Genomic DNA, 19,872 nt, shown 5'->3' with positions numbered 1-19,872 from the left:
GGACCGTCTCAGATGAGCACGATGTTCTTCGTGATGTTCGTCGCTGAGGTTCCATCGATCGTGGGCAGTACCTCCAAGGCGCTGTTGGGGGATTCGGCGAGGAATTCGACGGTCCACACTCGGTGTTCGCCGTTTGGGCCGACGTTGAGATCCGCCATTGTGTAGTTCCCGAGAGTCGTCAGACCGTTGAGCGACTCCGCCTGTGCAATTGTCGTTCCTCCCACGACGATCGCTGGCGTGGTGACACGGAACGCTATGTCCTTGGCTGCTTGGCTGCCGGTACTCGTCGTCAGCGTTCCAGAGACGGTCACCGTCGGGAGGAGCTGCTCGGCCAGATTCGTGATGAGCTGATCGGCAATGGGGATCCCTCCACGTGTGCGGTAGCCGGTGGCTTGGATCTGGAGGGTTCCGGCGCCCGTCGATCCCGTCGTGCCAGGTGGGAACTCGAATCTCCCTGGTGATGTCTCGGTTGTTCCGAACGAGTTGGTCAACGTGGCACTGGCTGGCCCGCTGACAGTGACCAGGACGAGGCGGGGAAGGGCAACGATTTTCTTGGTCGTCTGCCCGATCGCCGGAATGAAAGAGCCGTTCATTGGGTCCGTGAAGATCTCTCCGTAGTCGCTCGCAGTTGCTTGGACGCGATACTCGACATTCCCTGGCACCTCAAAGCTGTGCGTTGCACCACTGATCGTGACCGCAATCGGAGTGACTCGACCGTTTATCGTGGTCAGATAGACGTCGAGCCCGGGCGGCGGGGACAATACAGGGGAGGTGCCAGCGGTATCGCGTGCCACGATGACGGTGACCATCGCAACTTTGTTGATGTTGACATTAAGGGTGGTCACCGATCCAGGCTGCATGAACTGCTGTTTCTCGAGGGGGACATAGCCAGTGTTGGAGACGAGAAGGTAAAACGCGCTCGCAGCTCCGAGGGTGACCGTCCGTTGGTAGAGGCCGTTACCGGTGTAGACCTCTGACGGTGGGAGCACCGCAGGGACGAGCGTCCCAGCGCTGTCTCGGAGAGTGAGTGAGCCGCCGATGGGCAGCGACACTGGCACACCAGTTGCGCTGTCGAACTGTGTCACCGATCCGATGAGACGTGCCGCATCAGCAACTGTAGTGACCGTGATGTTATGCGTGCCGTCCGAATTGTTGCCCAATACCGGAATGTTGAACTTCGGCGACACCGTGGTCGTATGCAGTTCGTCGTTGATTGTCAGCGTAAACGTCTCGACCCCGGCGCCACCCTCAAGTTCTGGCGGGACTCCCGCGATCGTCAACCGATTGGCGGCCTCATCGAAGCTCCATGCGGGCGACGGGCACGCGGAGGGGAAAGGAGCTATCGACCCGCACTTCGTGTTCCAGTCCGTGGATTGGTACACCTCGGTCCCAGATGCGAGCGTCCAGCTCAGATTGGGGTAGTCGCCACCGGTCAAGTTGTCCGTCAGGACTGCGGTCAACGTGACGTTTTCGGCGGTGTACGTGAAGTTGGCCGGGGTCGTACTGGGAACCGTCAGGAGCGCCTCATTTGTGCCCAGTGCACGGTAGCCGGGGGGCTGCTGAGTTGCTGTCACAGTGTGCGGTCCGCTGGGCACTGCGGCGAACAAGTAGTCGGTCTGGGAGACGCTGATCACGGTAGACGTCGGCGAGGCAAACTTGCCGTCGGCGAGGTTGGGCTTGACGGCCACGCCGGTGTTGTCGTCAACATCGATTCTGAAGGCGCTTGCGTCGAAGTCGCTGGTGACGGTGACGGTGGGAGCGGCGACGGGGTCACCGTTGCTGTTCTGCCCGACGACCTGGACGGTGAAGTTCTGGTCGAGCGGTGGGAGGACAGCGGTCACCTTGACTGACTTTGCGGCGTTTGATGAGTTTTGAGGGGCCACAATCGTTGTCATGGCCGGGAAAGAAGCGGGCGCTCCGACCTTGTTCTTGATGAGCAGCGTGTACTCCTGGAGTGCGCCAAGCCCGGGAATGACGCAAGCGGCGTCGACAGCGATGCCGCTGCAGTCTCCTGTGATGATCGGTAGCGCCGAGCCCGTGGCTGTGGGTGTGAGGGTGTAGTTGGCGTCCATCGTTACGGTCTTGGCCAATGAGTCAAAGACTTGTAGCTCAAGATCGGTGCGAAGCTCCTCGAGCTTCCAGGGCGTGCCCGACGTGTCTTTGGTGGCGACGTTGACCATACGGAAATCGCCGGAAGGCAGAGTGCCCACGACTGGGTCGGGCGGAATGAAGCCCGGTGTCGTTTCGAACTCGGGGTGGGTGACCGTGAGCCGGTAGTAGCCGGGCGGTCCAGTCAATTCGAATGTGCCGGGGTCGGAACCGGTCGGCTTCGTCGGCGAGATGGACGAGGAGGCGAACGTGCCGCCGGCTGTCGTGCTGTACGTGATATCCAGAATTGCATTGCCGCCGGCCTGGGTGATGTCGAGCCCTGTAAGTCCGGAGGCCCGGACACCCTGGATGCGGCCTCTGATAAAGCCGTACGGCTGCATCGTGACCGTGACCGGCACCTTGGTGCCGGCCTGCATGTCGAACCGCACGTCGATGGAATTGGCGAGGTTCGCCGCTGTATTCGTAGGATCCGTGAAGTCCACGATTGCCGACTCGTGGTCGAACCCGGCTGCTTCGAACGTGACGTCGTAATTTCTGGTTGTGTAGACGGTGGCCGTCCCGGTGTCGTCGACGGTGGCCGGGAAGCCGCGTACCGCGTAGGGCCCGGGCGCCGCTCCGACGACAGTTGGTGTAGCGGCCAGCGCCACTCTGGCTCCGGCAACGACTTCAGTTGCGGAAACCGTTGGCAGCGAAGGCGCACTGCCACCTACGACGCTTGAATTCAAGGTGAGGTCGATCTGGCCCAGTTCGACGAGCTTCGTGGTGAACGGCGTATTTGTTTTGTTGGGCGGGACGAATACGTCGGTTGACGACGTGGCCGCAACCAGGAACTCGTGGTTCGGCGGGGCTGTGAAGTCAACGGTCCAGGTACCAGCGGAGGCCGAGAGGAATTCGAATGTGCCGGGACTGACGGTCGCAGTCTCATCGGGTGTCGGAGTCGCGGGCGCTACGACGAGCACCGGGTTGTTTGTCGGCTCGTACCCCTTGACTGTGACCTTCTGGAAGTTGTTGTCGACGCTGAGGATCTTCACGGTGCCGCTCAACGTCCCCGGATTCGGTGGGAGCATCTGAATGTTGAAGCCGTTTGCGTCGCTTCCCGTCACCACCACGCCGCTCACTGCATTGACGGTGCGGTCCCCTGCTCCGTTGACGGTGACGTTGATGGTGCCGTTGGCGAACTCGCCACTGGGCGCTTCGACGCGGTAGAGCGTTTGGCCGATGACCTGGTTCTTCGGCCCATTGAACTGCCAGACACCAGTCGTGCTGTCGCCCCTTGTTTCCAAGAGGGCGAACGACGACTCCGGCACGAGCTCGGACTGCTCTGGGCCCGAAATGTTCGCTTTGAAGTCGACGATTGCACCTGCGCCGAGCGAGGTGAGCGTGACGCCGCCGACTGGACGCGACTGCCCGTTGCGCTGATCGATCCAAAACGTGGTGCCCTTGAACGTGTTGACCAGCGGTTTGGCCAACGCGAAGTTGACAATCCGGTCGGTATATGCAGATCCGTTACTGACACTCAGATTGGAGAACGAGATCGGTGCGGCCGCAGCGTAGGTCGGTCCGGCCTCTGCGTTGATTGTGCAGTTGGCGCGGTCGAGTTGCTGCTCGGCGAACGTCTCGCGAGGGAAGGTGAACGTGTCGTATCGATCAGACCCACTGACGATTAACTCGTCGGAAAGCGTTGCCGCTGCTTCCTTGGAGCTCGCCCCGGGCGATCGGCCCGTGCATTTCATCGTCACTTTGAGAAGCGGCTCGTCGATCGGCTCGAATTGGACGACTCCGAGGCTGTCGACCGTCGGCCTGAAGACGCGCCCACTGACCTTGGCATACGGATCGGCGCGGATGTCGTTGAGGACCAGTTTTTCAGTCAGTGACGCACGAATCTCAAAGCGGAAGACCCGGTCCGCTCCATTCAACGTGGCGTCAAGGACTTGATCGTTGCGGATTCGGTAGCCCTCGAGGTTTGTCTCGATTCGGTACGACCCGACAGGCAGCGCTTCGTCGGTCTCCCATTCGCCGTCAAGTCCATTGACCGTGACGGTGATCTCTTTCTCGCTCTCTCCAGCAAGGTCGGGTTCGCGAAAGACGCTGAGCTCGTATCCGATGAGTGGTAACCCAGACACCGAGTCGATCACGCGAGCGCTGGCTTTTAACTTCTTGTCGAGCTCAACTTCGATCGTCTGGCCGCTGAGGCCGACGGTCACCTCGCGCCGCGCCGCCGGGTTGTAGTCATCATGCGTGACGGTCACGGTGTATGTGCCGATCGGAACCGTGTATCGCACCTCGTTTGACGACTCGCTCGCAACGAATTTGACGGGAGCCCCACTCGCGGTGTTGAAGAGTCTGACTTCGGCGTTCGTGACTTCGCGCGTTCCCTGCGTGGCACCCTCTTGGTCGATGACGCGGACTGTCAGGTCCCCTTGCAACTGGTTCGAGAGGTCGGCCGGGTCTTTCTTCTGCAGGGCGACAGCGAGACGATCAGGGGGGGTCCCCTCGACAAGCGTGACGAATTCGTATGACGTGACGTATTCGTAGGCGGCGACTGCGATCACATAGTCGCCTGGTGGAAGATCGGCCACATCGAACTCACCCGAATCTGACCCGAAACTGGTCTGGGCGGTAAGGGTGAGGTCGCCGGTTGCGAGTTGCAACGAGGCTCCTGCGATGGGGACGTCGTTACCTGAATTTCGGACCACGCCACTGAGGCGGAGTCGGTCGCCGGTGAGCAGGAAGTTGACACGGGAGACGTCGGAGCGATCAAGGACACGCGTGGTCGACTCTCGATTGAATCCGTCTTGCTCGACGGTGATCGTGGCAACCTGGGGGTTCTTGTCGTCGATGTCGAAGCCCGACAGCGAGAAGGCGCCGACGTCGCCTTCGGTGAGAGTGGTTGTCGTGCGCGGCTCACCGCGTCCGCTGACGGTGACGGCTGCGCCGCCGACTCCGCCCTCCGGCCCGAACACCTGACCGCGAACGGTAGCGACGCCCGGTCGCAGGATCACATCGGTGGGCTTATCTTTCTCACCGGTATCGAGCAACACCTGTTGGACGACCGTCCCGTACCCCGGCAGCGAGGCAGTCAACGTGTAGACCGCCGGCGTGCTGAGTCCTTCGATTTCAAAGGTACCGGTGTCACTGGCGGCGGTCGTTGAATATTCGAGCGTGCCATCGGTGATCGAGATCGCCGCATTGCGCTGCCCGGCAGGCGGACCGGTCAGTGTTCCGACGATTGATCCCTCGCCGGGAACAAGATTGACGTCGACCTCGACAAGCGTTCCATCATCGGTTGGTTCGATCACGAAGGACTGGGACTGGAATCCCACCTTCTGAAACACCAGTTCATACGTTCGTTGGAGTTGCACCTCGCTGAACAGCCAGATGCCGAGACCGTTGGGGAGTCCTTCGCGGGTGACTGGGACCGTCTGACGGATGCGCCCCAGTTCGCTCGCTGAAGTACTGCGCCGCGCCGACCAGATCTTGGACGGCTGGCTTGCGGAACGCGTCGCTGCAAAACCCAAGGGAACGCTCTGATCGGGTGCAGCTTCGCCAAGCTGCAACTCTCGGAGCTTGATCACGACGCCGTCGAGCACATCTGCCGATGAGTCGCCGCTGTCAGTGTCGAGTGTGAGTGTTCCGGTCACGCTGGTCGAAATCGGCGAACTTAGGGCAGCCCGCTTGCTGGTCTCAGCAGAGGTCGGGTCGTCGCCGGTTGTGTTGTCGCCAGTGTTGGAGTTGTTGGATTCGGAGTTGTTGGATTTGGCGCTGTTGTCGGAGTCTGTGGATTCGGCCGTGTTGTCGTCACCGGTGTCGGAGTTGTTGGATTCGGTGGTGTTGTCGGCTGTGTTGTCGGTGGCGTTGGCCTCTTCGGCTCCTGGTTCAGCTGGGTTTGCTGATTCCTGCACCGTGCCGTCGGCGTCAACCGTCTGAGAAGACTGGTCGGATGTGCCGACCTGTTGGCTGCGATCCCACCGATACAAGCCAACCATTCCGCCGGCCCACAACGCGACGACAGTGATTGCTGCAACGATCGATCGGAGGCGTGACGCGATGAGCGGTCGCTGAACGTATGGGGCGGTGATCGCAGTCGACGAAGCAGTGCCACGTGCCGAGAGCAGAAGGTTGTGTTGTGTGGGTTGTCCGAACAGGCGACGTGGGCCGAGAACTTTGGCTCGGGTCGAGGCATGCTCGCCCGGTGCAAGCTGGAACGAATCCCTCTCGAAGCGGACGCGCACCTTCTGCGCTGAACCGTCAACGACGAAGGTGACTGGTTGCGCCTCGTTGTTGGTGAGGTCGAGGATGAACTTGGGCCGACGCTTGCCTCTGATGGTGCTTGGTACGGTTTCGATGAGGATCCGCTCGACTGACGGCACCGAGAGTGTGAACGAACCCAGCAGCGGTTGGGATCCTTGTAACCCTGTGCGGACCTCGAATGCTGCGGCGTGCTGACCAATCCCGAGGAGGCCGGGTACGGCAATCGGGATGTCGACGTCGAGCGTTTCACCGGCAGGCAGATGAACCGTTTGTCCATTCGACGTGGAATCAACCGACTCGGGACCGAAGCCGATGACTCGGATGGTGACCTCGGCATCTTCGCCAGACTCGTTCGCGAGGCGGATCTTCCCGGCGACGGTTTCTCCCGGCGCCGCATCGATCGTGCGCGTCAGCGTTTCAAACCTGATGGTCATCGCAGCGTCACCTTGAGGCTGACTTCTTTTTCTTCGCCAGGCCCGAGGGCGATGCTCTTCGACACCAATGGGCTGGAGGTGTTCTCAGATTCGTACACTGCCACGATGTAGTTATTGGATTCCAGCGCCCGGAACGTCCACCGGCCGGTTACCTGATCGGTGGTGACATCTGCGAGCGCTTGGCCCTCGGGGAACTGCTCGGGAGTGAACAGCCGGACCATCACTGACCGTTGCACCTGCACCTGTTGGCCCGGATTGACGCCTTCTTCGAAGACTGCGACCGTTCCGGTTGCGCTGGCCTGCGGGCCGAGGGCGATGCTCCCGATGTTGAGGAGCGGTGGTGTCGACGAGTTGATCTCGATGAGCTTGACCTTTTGGACCGAGCCAGGCAGGGAGGCAGACAGCGTGTAGGTCCCCGGAGCGACGTTACTGAAGAAGAAAACGCCCAGCGGATCAGCTGGATCATCAGATGTCTGCAGTGTTCGCGAGCTGGAGCCGTTGCTGAGTACGACGGTGGCCTGCCCGACAGCGGTGGCCTGCCCGACGGTGCGTTCCGTGGTGACGATTCCTGTGACCCTTCGATCGTACGGCGCCATCACGACGAGGCTGACGGGGGCAACTTGTTGCCCGGTTCGTGGATCGATGGTGACGACGCGTACCTGCTTCAGGAGTTTTGGCCCGGTGAACGTAAGTGTGTACGTGCCTGGTGCTGGCAACTCGGAGAACGAGTACGCGCCGATCGGGGTTTTCTGGCTGATGACATCGACGGTGCGTTCGACGTCGACTCCGGTGAGCACCACGGAAATCTCGCGCGGCACGCCCCCGCCGGCGACCTGGACTGTGCCCTCGATCAACCCGACTGCCGGGACGAGTACGACTCGCAGCTCGGGAGAACTGGCGTTCACGTCGATTGCGGCACCGTCTTCAAGGGGGCCGACAGGAACCTGGAGCGTCTGCGCTGCGTAGCCCGGGCGGGAGATTGTGACGGTGTAGAGCGCGGGCACCGGCAGGTTGCGGAGTGTGAACGTTCCCTCGGTACTGCCAGGTCCACTCAGCGAGACGGTTTGGAATGTGGTCGGGCCGGCTATCGCGGTGATGATCGCTCCGTCAAGCGGTCCGGTGGGAGCACTGATTGTCCCGCTGATTTGTCCAGCTCCGGAGTTGAACGAAATATTCAGCTCGGGGAGCTCGCCGCCCGGTTCGAGGACAATTTCTTGTTGCTGTGATCCGAGGCCGGGTTTTTCGACGACGAGGATGTAGTTGCCAGGGGTAGGGACGTCGGGAAGGGCAAAGGAACCGTCGGGCGCAAGTGCGACTTCGGCGACAACCGCGTCGACACCTGCTTCGATCTGACCGGGGACAATAAGACGCAAGATCACACCGGTTGCGTCGGCGATATCGATGGTGCCGACGATGACGACCGGCTGACCCCGGACGGTGATTGAGCCGAGCTCGACCGTGTCTTTCTGGGGAACGAACACCTTCGTTGCATCAGCAGCCTGAGCCGTCACGATGACTTCGCCGTCGGCATCGCGCTGGTACCAGACGGTGTCGATCCCGGCTCCGCTTAATTGCATCAGGTAGTCACCGGTGCCGAGATTGCTGAACGTGAAGGCCCCGGTGGCGTCGGTTGACGCTGACGACAGCGGTACCGCTGGATCGGCCGCGCCGACAAGGACCGCTTGGATGCCGGACAGCCCACTGCCTGTGGACGACACGATGAGTCCGGTCACCGTGCTCGGATTCGCAGGGATCTCAGCGCCACCGGCGTCGCCGGGATTGAGCGCTGCGTCGAGGACACCGTCTGTCACTCTGGCTTCTTCCACCACAGCGCCGAAGGACTGGCTGAGCACAGCAGCAAAGACTGCTGCAGCGGCGAGGAGACCAAGAAGGGAGATCAACCATCGGCTGATTTTGGCCCGTTGGAGGAAGATGCCGAGCGTTTCGACTCGCTTTTCAGCTTCGACGCCGAACGTAAACGTCCGCGGCCTGATCTGGCCGAACCAAGATCGCCCGCCTTTCGCAACGACCTGGATGATTCGTTGGCGGCCTGGTGGCACGTTGACGTGCGGTGGGTCGAACGTGAACTCGGCGAGAGCTTCCGGATCGACGGCGAAGCCGGTTGCCGTGATCGGCGTGTTGCCTGAATTCGTCACGACCATGCCGAACGTGGCTGTGCGGCCGCCGTTGACCATCACCGGATCGAGGTGGATCGAGGTCTCGGCATTGGGCCGAACGCTCAACTCGACCTGGCTCATCGTGAAAGAGTTGTCGTCGGCGGACACGACGTTGAGAGTCAGCAACCGGTCCGATGCGGGATAATCGTCAGGGAGTTGCAGGCTGATGTCGATGCTTTGCGTGTCACCGGGGAAGAGCGAAACAGTCGTCGGTGTGGTCTGGACCCATGCAGGATCGACGCCAAAAACTTCAACGTGATAGGCGTTGATGACGTTGGAAGTGTTCGTGATCACGACGGACACAAACCCCTTCTCGCCGGCGGCGACCTCGACCGATTCTGGCCATGTAGAGGTGTGGACGTTGGTCATGATGCACTTGCCATGACGATGTTTTTGGTGAAGCCGCCAGCACCGGCAACGATCCGTGTCGCAAATGTCTGCGTGATGAACTTGGTCCCCTCAAATCGCAGGGTGTAGGCGCCGACCGAGAGGTTGGGAATCCGGTAGTTGCCGTCAGCGTCGGTTGTGGCGGTTGACGTCACACCGGTTGCAGTGACGACCACACCGGCCGCCGGGGCGCCCGCGCTGGTTGTGACCCTGCCGACGATCTCGGCAAACATGGTGACGTTCCGGGTGACGTCGGCTCCGACAGTAGGGCTCACGGGCTCGACTTTGCCGGTCAATCCCCGGCGCTCGAATGTCAGTATGTAGAACGTGGACGAGTCAGCGCGAAGGTCGCGGAACGAGTAGCGCCCGAGGTTCGTCTCCGAGGTGTCGGTCGTCGCCTTGGCGGTGAAGGTGCCGATGCTGTTCGTGAGTGTGACAGTCACGCCACCAACAGCTAAACCGTCGATGAGCACCGTGCCGGCAATCTCTGAACCAAGGGTGACGTTCTTGGTGATTTGGCTACCGGCAATCAGTGTGAACTGTGCTGTTTCGAGCAGGCCCTCATCAGTGACGATCAGCCGGTACGAGCCAGATTTGAGAGAGACGAACGAGTACCGACCGGTACGATCAGTTGTCGTCGTTTGATCGTCGTCGAGTGTGACCTTGGCCCCGGCGAGCGGGGCGCCAGCGAAGGTCACCACACCGCTGACTGATGCGCCGGAGAGGCTGACGTTCCTGTTGACATTGACGCCAGCCTCTATGGTGAGGGCCACAACGCGCCGCTGTAGGCCCGGTGCATCGACGGTCAACGCGTAGGAACCGGGCGCAAGGCCGGAAAAGGCGTAGAACCCTGTGGGATTCGAAGAAGTTGTGGTGATGAGCTGTTTGGTTCCATCGGTAACCGACACGGTGGCACCGCTCAGCGTGGTGCTGCCGAACGAGATTGTTCCATTGAGGTCTGAGGTTCTTGGACCGAGCACAATGGAGCCGACGTCGACGGGTCCGGCGGTGTTTGCAGCAACACGGACGGTTTCGCTGCGGTATCCGTCGCCGCTGACCGTGACGACATACGTTCCGGTCAATGGCAGGTCATCGAGGCGAAAGCTTCCATCTGAAAGCGTCGACGAAACTGCAACCTGATCCTGGGCAACGACTCTAACGGTCAGGTCACCGACGCCGGAGCCGGTGCTAGAGACGGTAACGCCGGTGACGGTGCCGTAGCCGCCCGAGAGCGCCTGGTTGATGTCGGTCACCGATTTGCCGGGTTGCATGTCACGAGTAATCGTCATGCTCGCATAGTTGTCACGCTCAAAAGTGAGAACGTAGGTCTCCGGTGTCTTCAGTCCGCTGAAGACGAAGGTTCCGACGTTGCCGATCGTCGGTGTGATGGTTCGTACGACGAAATCGCCACTGCGTGCAGTCACGGTGACATTGCCGAGTGGCCCGCCGTTGATGTCGCTGACGGTTCCACTCAGGCGAGCATTGGCAGCTCCGAGGTTGATGGTGGGGATCAACGGAGTGGCCCCGGCCTCGAGTTTCTGTTTGAATTGCTGCGTCGCGAAGCTGTCCCCGGAGATCGTGATCAAGTACGTCGCTGGCGTTGGTAGATCGCCAGTGCCGTCGTTGTCGAGATCGAAGTCGAACTCACCGGTGATCGGATCGACGTCGGCTGCGATTGGCTCGCCAGCTTCTCTGCCTGGGCCCTCGACGACCTGTGTGGCAGTGACTGACGGTACAGAGGCAGCCGATTGAGTCTGGTCAGCATCTTGGTCCGCACCGCTCGGCAGCGTGACGGTGCCGATGAAGTTGCCGGTCATCCCGTTGAGCTCGATGTCGAGGCTGCTCTCGAGGGGCTTCTTGGGCCGCACCGTCAGGGTGGTTCCGACCGCCCGATCCGAGGTCCCGCGGGTCGACCCTTCGAGGTAGCAGAACTCTTCGAAGCCGTCGCCACTGAAACAGAATCGGTATTTCCCGGGGACAAGCGCCTCGAACGTGAACGACCCATCCTCAGCGGTGGCCGCTGAACCGACCGTGAGCAGTTCGAACTCGCCCTCGTCGTCGACGGTTTCGCGCAGTGCCTCGATGGTCACCCTTGGAAGACCAGCGCCTGTTGTGGCAGCAGTGACCGTGCCAGCGGCGTTGCCGGCAATGTTGGAGAGCGGAACGTTCGCTTCACCCCCCACGTTGAAGGCTGTAGCGGGAGCCTTGCTTGCAGTATCTGATGAGTTGAGTTTGGAGATCACCAGCAGGAACATCAACGCCCACAACAGGACGATTGCAACAAGTGTGAATGCTGTGATCGCGCCACGCGGAATCCGTGCTCGCTGGTTGAACGTCGCGGACTTTATGACCTCGGCATCGCCCGCCTTGACGGTGAACACGATGTTCCGTGTGACCGATTGGCCGAACCATGGGCGACTGCCGCGCATGACAACGTCGACGAGCGTCTCGCTATTCTGCGGCACAGAAAAGCGTGACGGGCGAATCGAACAGTCGATCTCTCGCGTGGGCTCGATGGCGGAGATAATTACATCGGTCGTCGAATTGCCGGTGTTGACGACTGTGGCTTGAATCTTTGCCGACTTGCCACCGCTCACGATTTCTGGTCGCAGCGACAGATTGACGTCGATGATCGCGCCCACGGTGAGCCAAAAGTCGTGAACGGTCTGTCGCTCGGGTTCGATCGTCGACAGGACGCGAACGACAATGAGGTAGTCGCCGGCAGCACACGACCGGGGGATGTCAAAAATGAGCTCAAGCTCGCCCGATGCGTCAGGGAAGAGGCTGATCAAAGGTTGTTCGAGGCTGACCCAGTTCGGGTTCAGCCCATCGATAATCGCCGTGACACCGTCGATCACTGTTGCCGTATTGGTGACGGTGATTGGGAGGCGCAGTGGCTCGCCAGGTGTTACTGCGACGTGGGAGACGCGGAGGTCGGTCCGCATCCCCTTACTCTCAATGGGTTTCACAGCTCGAACCTGACTCCGCCTGTGTCGAGAACGGTTGCGACCAGCGGCGGTGTGGTGTCGAGGGTGATCTCGTCACCAGGTGCCGCACGCAGCAAGAATCGCCCCGCGTCATTGACCAGGGTGGCATCGGTGGTGGAGCGGACAACAACGCCGATGGCGGCGGCTGCGCTTGCGCCGACCACTTCGCCAGCGACACGGCGGCGACGGGAAACTGTTTCACCTAGCTGCCCGACGGCGGACTCGATCGAGGTGATCGGTGGGCCTGCCGGGAAGTGGACCCCGGTGTCGAATTCGGTCGAGATTGACATGTTGATCCCAGGCTTGATTTGCCCTTCCAGCGCCTTGAACACGTCCATGTGGTCCTCGCCTGCGCGGGCAATCAGCAAGCTGGGCTGCTCGAGTTGATCGAGCTCGTTGGAGAGATAACGGCGCGGTAACGCTGCATGCTGAAGGATGATCCGCAGCAACCCCGACAGAAGGTCACGCTCGTCGCCCTTGTCGGATGCCCATGCGGTGAGCACGTAGCGGAGCTCGATCACCGGGAATGCAGGCTGATGGACAATTACTCCGTTGTGCTCGACAGTGCGCAACCCGCTCTGGGAGCGGCTTGCTGAGCGTCGTAGATCCCAGAGGAACGCATTGACCGTTGGCCGAACGAGACGTGCGCTCCACTCTCGGTCAGGCGGGTCGAACGAGACATCAATTTCCGTCGAGCTGAGTGGCACCTCAGCGCGCAAGAAAGTTTCGAGTGCGTCATCGATGAGTTCAAGCACCGATCAACTCCCTCGGAATCGTCCCAGCGTCAAGCGCACCGGACGCAACTCGCCATGACACAAGTGCGACGTTACACTATTTTTAGTGTCGTCTTCAGGCCCGAACGGGAAATCTCGGTTGCTCTCGGTTGCTGCTGGATGCTGTCTCTTGGTGATCGCGTCCTGCTCCGGAAGCGATGGCGAAGATTCGTCAGTGCTGAACGTCGATACCCAGCCCACCGAGGAGCGTTGTCTCCAGTTCGAAGATGAGGTCGGGGCGCAGGTCACCAAGTTGCCCTGGGTTGCCTGCAACGTGCCGCATAGCCACGAGGTGTTCGAGGCCACGCCGTTCCTCGAGTCGCTGACGGACACATCGTCGGGTTCGATTCCAGACGTCTATCCCGGGTTTGATCGTCTCGAATCCTTCGCAGAGCGGGTGTGCCTCGAGGCGTTCGAGCCGTATGTCGGTATCAGTGCCTTCGACTCGAAGCTGTTTTACTCGTGGCTCGTCCCGACGCTGGCCAGCTGGAACGACTTCGATGACAGCGAGATCGTGTGCGTGGCGGGCAATGCCGACAGCACGCCGCTGGAAGCAACGATTAAAAACAGCCAGCGCTGAACCGCGCCGGTATGTGCTGACCAAAGGTATCGCTCGGTGAGGTCGTCGTGATCGCCTGCAGGCCCTACGATGACGACGCACAATCCGGCGCATCCGATTCAACGGGGTTTCCCCCTGCGAATCGCGCCGGCCCCGCCTCTCTAGCTCAACGGTAGAGCAGTGGACTTTTAATCCATTGGTTCTGGGTTCGAGCCCCAGGGGAGGCACCACACGCATCGCGGCCTTGTTGCGGTGGCTATCACGCCGCGATGGCCAGCGCCTGCTGGAGTCGAACGATCGCACGGTCACGGCGGTTGCGGATCGTCCGTGGGGTGACGCACTGCTGGCGAGCCACGGCGCCCGGCGACCCCGTGCAGACCAGCGCTCGAATCAGATCGAGGTCGTGGAGAGCGACGCCAGCAAGGCGCGCCGTGCGGACGACGTCAGCCAACTCGACGAGTGCATGCGACGGCGGACAGGCAACTCGTTCACCGAGCAGCCGCGGCTCGGTCGAGGTTTCGGCCGGGAGCTGGCGTCGGGCGTCTCGTCGAAAGGCAAGGTAGATCGCATCCGAGATCAAACCGGCAGCCACATGGCGAGTGCGCCTGGCGATGTCGTAGTTCCGGATTGCGATCCAGGCTGCACCCACGGCATCCTCGGCCGGGTCGCCGGCCTCGCTCAAAAACCGATACTTGGCCGCAGCGCTGATCAATCCGGGCAGAAGCCGCTGCACCACGATCCGACCAGCCAGTGCGTCGTGTCGAGCAAGCTCGACCAGTACTAACAGGAGGCTGTTTCCGGCGTCGCCGTCGGCGCGTTGTGTTGCGTCGATGAGCTCCTGGGCATCGGTGAGTTGACCAAACCGAGCGGCGTCAGCCGTTGGGACGAGCTCCGCCCACGAATGGATCGTGCGGACGGTGCGTCGAGCAGTGGCGGTGTGTTGCCACTCGGCATCGAGGCGGTCGGAGAAGCGGTGTGGGCGATGAATTTCGGTCATGGCTGCACCGTGCGCTCCGACCATCACCGGCGTGCTCACCGGCGTGCTCACCGGACGCCGACGGCATGTCTCACACCTGATCTCCCCGGCTTCACAGCACCTGGTCAGCGCACATTTCGAGATTTCCGGGAGATCCTCGGTTCCGGTTGCTGCACCAGCCTGCCCACTGTTGGGATGTGAACCCGGCCATCGACCCCAGAACCTCATTGCCACAGCTGTCACCGACGATTCCGGCGCTGGAGATCCACGGCCCGTGTGGCAACCGTCTGTCAATCGCTCCGCGCACTGCCGGCGACACCGTTGCAGACCTCGCCGAGGCACTTGGGCTTGCCGCGACACAGCGGCTATTCATTGATGGGCGCGTCATGCCGCCGGCTGAACGACTGGCCGAATCCAGGCTGCGAAGCGGATCGTCGGTGGCGGTCGCGGCAGAGGACAGCGCCACGGCAAGCGGTGCTGCCAACCTTGTGAACAAGACAGGATCTGGCCGGGATGTGCTCGTTGTGAGTATCACCGCCGGGCCTGACTGTCGTGTGGTCGGTGCGGTCGAAACTGGCCGATGGATCATTGGGCGGTCGCCGGCTGCCCACCTTCGAGTGGAGGACCCGACCGTCGAACTTCACCACGTCATGATCGATGCAGACATGGACACCGTTCGGGTGACGCAGCTCGCAGGACAGGTGCCGGTGCTGCTCGACAACGTGGCGATCTTGGCGTCGACCACGGTGTCGCTCCCGACTCGAATCGCGATGGGCAGCACCGAGTTGACGATTGAATGCTCGGCCGACGTCGACAAAATTGTGGAGCGCCGCATGGAGCGTTGCGATGCAGGAACATTGGCTGACCGGCAAGCCGACCCGTGGCGGCGCGAGGTCAGGCGAGGCCCGTGCGCGGTACCGGCCCTCGTCCTCCCGCCGGTCGTCGTACCCGTGAACTCGGCGCGGATTCCGATTCCCTCGGCGCTCGGGCTCGTCGGGGCGGCCATCGCGGTGATGGGCGCGGCGGCACTCGCCGTCATCCTCGGACAGATGATGTTCGCCCTCTTTGCACTCATCGGGGCATTCGCATCATTCGGCACCTGGTGTGTGGGTGCCGGAGACGCGTGGCGCAAGAACCGGCGAAGGCGAGCGGAAGGGGTTGCCGATCGAGCCCGCTTTCATCAGGAACTCGATTGGCAGCAGGCAGCAGCGCGTCGGCATCACTGCGCGTTGCACTCGGACGTGCTCGCCGCGCTGCCCGTTACCGACGCGCTCGACGGGGATCGCAGTGCGGTGTGGGCGCGTCGACTCTTCACACAGAGCGGTGATCCGGTCGACAGGCTGCGCTGCGTGCTGGGCCGCGGCGAGCAACGTTGGTCGGTGCGCTACGACGGGAACGCCGATGCCGATAGCCAGGCCGCGTTGCAGAGTGCTGGCCTGCTCAGCGGTGTCGGGGTCCCACTTCTGATCGAGCCGGGGCGCGCCGTTGCCGTGCGCGGCATGCCGGTACTCGCTGCGGCGCTGCTGCGTTCGATCATCGTCCAGCTTGCGATTTCGGTTGGGCCCGCTGATTGGCAACTCGTCATCGTCACGGTCAACCCCGATCGCTGGAAGTGGGCCGAATGGCTGCCGCAGGTGCGTGATGCCGTCAACCGTCCGATGATTGCCAACGCCTGCGATGCCGTGGCACTGAATGCGCTTCTCGGTTCGGTCGCCGTCGACGTTCTGAGACCGACGCTGCTGATCGTCGACGACCCCAGCCTGCTTGCTGTGCGGACCGGCCCGCTGCGTCGGTATCTCGACACAGCGCAGCCCGCAGTGCTGGTCGCTGTCGAACCCGAGCAATCGACACCGGCGGTGTGCGATCGAACGATCATGGTCGGGCCGAGCGGGCGACTCCGCGTTGACGACGAAGCCGCACCCACCGAGGCGCGCGACGTTCGAATGGCCGGCATCACGGAGGCGACGGCACATGCCGCAGCGCGCCGACTCGCGGGCCTGTCAGACCCGGAACAGGCAGGAGGCCAGGCGGGTCGATTGCCGACATCCGTCTCGCTCGGCGACGTTGACCCGGTGCTGGTCGGAGCGCCAGCCGGCCTGGCCGCTCGTCGACTTGTTGAACGATGGCGGGCGGCCGGTTCGGACCCGGCACCATCGACGCCGCTGGGACATTCCGTCGATGGGTTGGTCGAGGTGGACCTGGTACGCGATGGGCCGCATGCGCTCATTGCGGGCACGACTGGTTCGGGCAAGAGCGAGCTGTTACGCAGCCTGGTTATTGGACTTGCCGCTCAGCTCAGCCCGGACCACGTGACGTTCGTACTGGTCGACTACAAGGGTGGCTCGACATTCGACGCGTGCGCTGACCTCCCGCACACAGTTGGCCTCGTCACCGATCTCGACGATGGCCTCGCCGAACGTGCACTCGTCAGCCTCGACGCCGAATTGCATCGACGCGAGCGCCTCCTGCGAGCCGTCGGTGCGAGCGACCTCTCCGACTATCGGCTCCATCCTGAGGCGCTGACCTTGCCGCGCTTGGTGGTCGTGATCGACGAGTTCGCTGCACTGGCGAAGGAGCTTCCCGACTTCTTGTCGGCCCTCGTCGGCATCGCGCAACGCGGCCGCAGCTTGGGAGTGCATCTGATTCTTGCGACACAGCGTCCGGCGGGAGTCGTGACTGACGAGATTCGAGCCAACACAAACTTGCGACTCGCGCTCCGCCTCAATGACAATGCTGATGCTCACGATGTCGTCAACGACGCATGCCCCACTCAGTTTTCCCGAACTATTCCGGGCCGATCAGCGCTTCGTCTGGGGCCCGACGAGCTCATCGTGTTCCAAGCGGCGCGGTGCACCGGGCCGGTGGTCGCCGACGAGCGTGGCCTCGTTGTCAGGCATCCGAGCAGCACCAACACCGACAACTGCGTCGACAATGGCATCGATAATGGCATCGACTCGACTGGCCGATCCGAACTCGAACTTGCAGTGGCGACGATTCGCGATGCCGCTCGGCTCGCCCGGATCGAGCCGCCGCATCGACCGTGGATCGACGTCTTGCCTGCGAACCTCCTACCGAGCGCCGTCAACGAGACGGTCAGAGCGATCCCTCACGATGCTGTTGGGCTTATCGACGTCCCGAGCGAGCAGGGTCGGAAGCTGTTGAGTTGGGAGCGCGAGCGCGGCCACCTCGCGCTGGTCGGTGCCGTTGGATCCGGGACGACGTCGACACTCATCTCGGTAATTGCGGCGCGCTGTCGCATTGCGTCTCCGGCGATCGAGCACTGGTACGTGATCGATGCTCGTGGTGATCACGCGCTCGACGGCGTTGCCGGAATCGGACACTGCGGCGCGGTCGTCCGCGTGACCGAGAGCGAGCGGCTACATCGGCTGTTCGCCCGACTCGATGCGTCGATTGATCAGACAACGGCCGATGGTGGCCAGGCGCCGACGATCTCGCTCGCGATCGACGGGCTCACTTCGTTGCGTCTTGCGTTGTCGTCGATCGAGATGGCCCCGACGCTCGCCCTCCTCGAACGTGTTCTCGCCGATGGCCCAGCGGTTGGCCTCGCGTGCTGCTGGACCGACGACGGAGGAACTTCGTCAGGTCGAGCGACCGCGGCAGACACGTGGGTGTTCCATGTTGATGACCCGGGTGTGGCCCGATCGTTCGGTGTGGTGCCAGTCGGAACGGAGCGCCCAGGGCGGTTGCGGATCGCATCGAGTGGCCTCGAAGGCCAGGTGGCGATCGGTGCCGACGGGATGGCCGAACTGCCCGGCCGACATGGCGCGGACGGCCCGGCCGCCGTGGAGTCGCTTCCCGCTGAGGTGACAGGTGCCGATCTGGAACGTCCGACCGGGCGCGCTGTGTCAGACAGCACCTCGTTGGCACTTGGTCTGAGCGCCGACGATCTGGCGACATCGACATTGCTGGTACCACAGGGTGATCACGTGTTCATCGGAGGTGCCGCAGCAACGGGCAAGTCAACGGCGCTCCGACGGCTCGTCGCAGCGTGGGTGGAAGTGCACCCGGGCGGCCAGATCGTCGAGGTCGACCGCCGGACCGGGCTGACTGTCGAGGACATCGCGGGCTGGAGGACCCCGACGTTGGTGGCCATCGACGACGCCGAGCGCGTCGACGATCCGCTTGGCGTTCTTGCTGGCCTCGTGAACGATCCGCCTGTCGGGGTGATGGTGGTCGCGGCGGCGCGGCTTGACGCCGTCCGATCGGCCTACGGCCACTGGACGCGTGAAGTTGCCCGGAGCCGCTGCGGAATCATCTTGACGTCGCCAGGAGATGTCGACGGCGATCTGCTCGGTGCCACGTTGCCGCGCCGTTCCCTCATTGCTGCGCGGCCCGGCCTCGGCTGGGTCGTCGATGGCCGAGGACATGGGCTCGTGCAGATCGCACGCGCCTGAATCCGCACTCCGTCTGAATCCCCACTGTCCCAACATGACGACCGTTCGGCCCGTGCTTATACTCGGCGCCGATGGGGGACAGCGTCGAGCCAAAGCTCATCGACCGACAGGTGGTTGCCGTCATCGCAACCGCGATCGTCGTCCGTTTGGTCTGGGTTGCACTGTTCGCGCGGACGCCAACGGGCCTGAGCGACCCTGGGTTATACAACGATGCTGCCACTCGCCTCGTCGAGGGCGAGGGGTATCGCTCGCTGCTCGGCGAGCCCACAGCGTATTACCCGCCGGGTTATCCAGCCGTGCTGAGTTGGATCTACCGGTTGGCTGACGGCATTGGGCTCGAGGCGCATCGGGCAACTGTCGTCGGGGTTTTCCAGAGCGTGTGGTGGGGTGTGTCGGCGGGCGCGGTGATGCTCACGGGGCGATGGGTCGCTGGTGCCAGGGCGGGCTTGGCTGCCGGGCTCGTCATCGCGCTGTGGCCCAATCTGATCGCCCACGCCGGCGCGCATCTGACCGAGTCGTTGTTTGTGATGCTCGTCTCGATCTGCCTCGCTGCGCTGGTCTCGTTGGCCGACCGGGGCCCGCTCGACCGACGAGACATTCCCGCCCTGATTGTCCTCGCACTGACGATCGGGCCGGCGGTCCTGATTCGCCCCCAGGTTGCCCGCATCGTCATCGCTGTCCTTGCCGCGTGGCTCCTGACCAGAGTCGACCTGCGACGAACTGTCGCGGTCGTCCTCGTGCTCGCAGCATCGTGCATGCTGTGGGCTGCGCCGTGGGTCGTTCGCAATCAGGATGTTGTTGGTG

General features: G+C 62.5%; 7 protein-coding genes, 1 tRNA gene and 1 pseudogene. 4 read left to right on the top strand and 5 right to left on the bottom strand.

Annotated elements, in window-relative coordinates; all coding sequences use genetic code 11:
• Positions 1-8: 8 nt before the first annotated feature.
• The 4 genes from ACH2EI_RS09115 to ACH2EI_RS09100 are packed head-to-tail and all read right to left on the bottom strand — an operon-like array spanning position 9 to position 13,100.
• A complete protein-coding gene (locus tag ACH2EI_RS09115) occupies positions 9-6,794 on the bottom strand; it encodes a carboxypeptidase regulatory-like domain-containing protein (protein WP_395153774.1) in 6,786 nt (2,261 codons plus the stop codon).
• Positions 6,791-9,340 carry a carboxypeptidase regulatory-like domain-containing protein gene (locus tag ACH2EI_RS09110; RefSeq protein WP_395153773.1) on the bottom strand — a complete coding sequence of 850 codons (2,550 nt, stop codon included), beginning with the start codon at positions 9,338-9,340 and terminating at the stop codon, positions 6,791-6,793. Before ACH2EI_RS09110 ends, ACH2EI_RS09115 begins: the two co-directional genes overlap by 4 nt.
• Positions 9,337-12,327, bottom strand: coding sequence for a carboxypeptidase regulatory-like domain-containing protein (locus ACH2EI_RS09105; protein ID WP_395153772.1), 2,991 nt, complete (start codon positions 12,325-12,327; stop codon positions 9,337-9,339). Before ACH2EI_RS09105 ends, ACH2EI_RS09110 begins: the two co-directional genes overlap by 4 nt.
• The gene (locus tag ACH2EI_RS09100) at positions 12,324-13,100 is read right to left on the bottom strand and encodes a DUF4255 domain-containing protein (RefSeq protein WP_395153771.1); all 777 of its coding nucleotides are present in this window, start codon (positions 13,098-13,100) and stop codon (positions 12,324-12,326) included. The genes ACH2EI_RS09105 and ACH2EI_RS09100 overlap by 4 nt, the downstream gene beginning before the upstream one ends.
• 193 nt (positions 13,101-13,293) lie before the next feature.
• Here ACH2EI_RS09100 and ACH2EI_RS09095 point away from each other — a divergent pair, with 193 nt between their 5' ends.
• Together ACH2EI_RS09095 and ACH2EI_RS09090 are read left to right on the top strand one after the other, a co-directional pair.
• A complete protein-coding gene (locus ACH2EI_RS09095; protein ID WP_395153770.1) occupies positions 13,294-13,698 on the top strand; it encodes a hypothetical protein in 405 nt (134 codons plus the stop codon).
• Positions 13,699-13,832: 134 nt separating this feature from the next.
• Positions 13,833-13,907 (top strand) — tRNA-Lys (locus ACH2EI_RS09090).
• Positions 13,908-13,936: 29 nt separating this feature from the next.
• Here the strand turns inward: ACH2EI_RS09090 and ACH2EI_RS09085 are convergent.
• Entirely contained in the window at positions 13,937-14,674 is a 738-nt protein-coding gene (locus tag ACH2EI_RS09085; protein WP_395159777.1) for a hypothetical protein, read from the bottom strand.
• 176 nt (positions 14,675-14,850) lie between these two features.
• Here ACH2EI_RS09085 and ACH2EI_RS09080 point away from each other — a divergent pair, with 176 nt between their 5' ends.
• Together ACH2EI_RS09080 and ACH2EI_RS09075 are read left to right on the top strand one after the other, a co-directional pair.
• A complete protein-coding gene (locus ACH2EI_RS09080; protein ID WP_395159775.1) occupies positions 14,851-19,068 on the top strand; it encodes an FtsK/SpoIIIE domain-containing protein in 4,218 nt (1,405 codons plus the stop codon).
• Positions 19,069-19,139: 71 nt separating this feature from the next.
• A pseudogene (locus tag ACH2EI_RS09075) lies at positions 19,140-19,872 on the top strand (hypothetical protein); the annotation flags it as partial.

It is taken from the genome of Ilumatobacter sp. (genome assembly GCF_041688325.1).
Lineage (GTDB): Bacteria > Actinomycetota > Acidimicrobiia > Acidimicrobiales > Ilumatobacteraceae > Ilumatobacter_A.
The sequence above is the reverse complement of the archived record's forward strand: the minus strand, read 5'-3'. Positions and strand labels throughout refer to the sequence as shown.

What these genes read in the sequence shown, in the direction of transcription:
- ACH2EI_RS09085 (WP_395159777.1), bottom strand. Translation starts at nt 14,674, where the DNA reads ATGACCGAAATTCATCGCCCACACCGCTTCTCCGACCGCCTCGATGCC.
- ACH2EI_RS09110 (WP_395153773.1), bottom strand. Translation starts at nt 9,340, where the DNA reads ATGACCAACGTCCACACCTCTACATGGCCAGAATCGGTCGAGGTCGCC.
- ACH2EI_RS09115 (WP_395153774.1), bottom strand. Translation starts at nt 6,794, where the DNA reads ATGACCATCAGGTTTGAAACGCTGACGCGCACGATCGATGCGGCGCCG.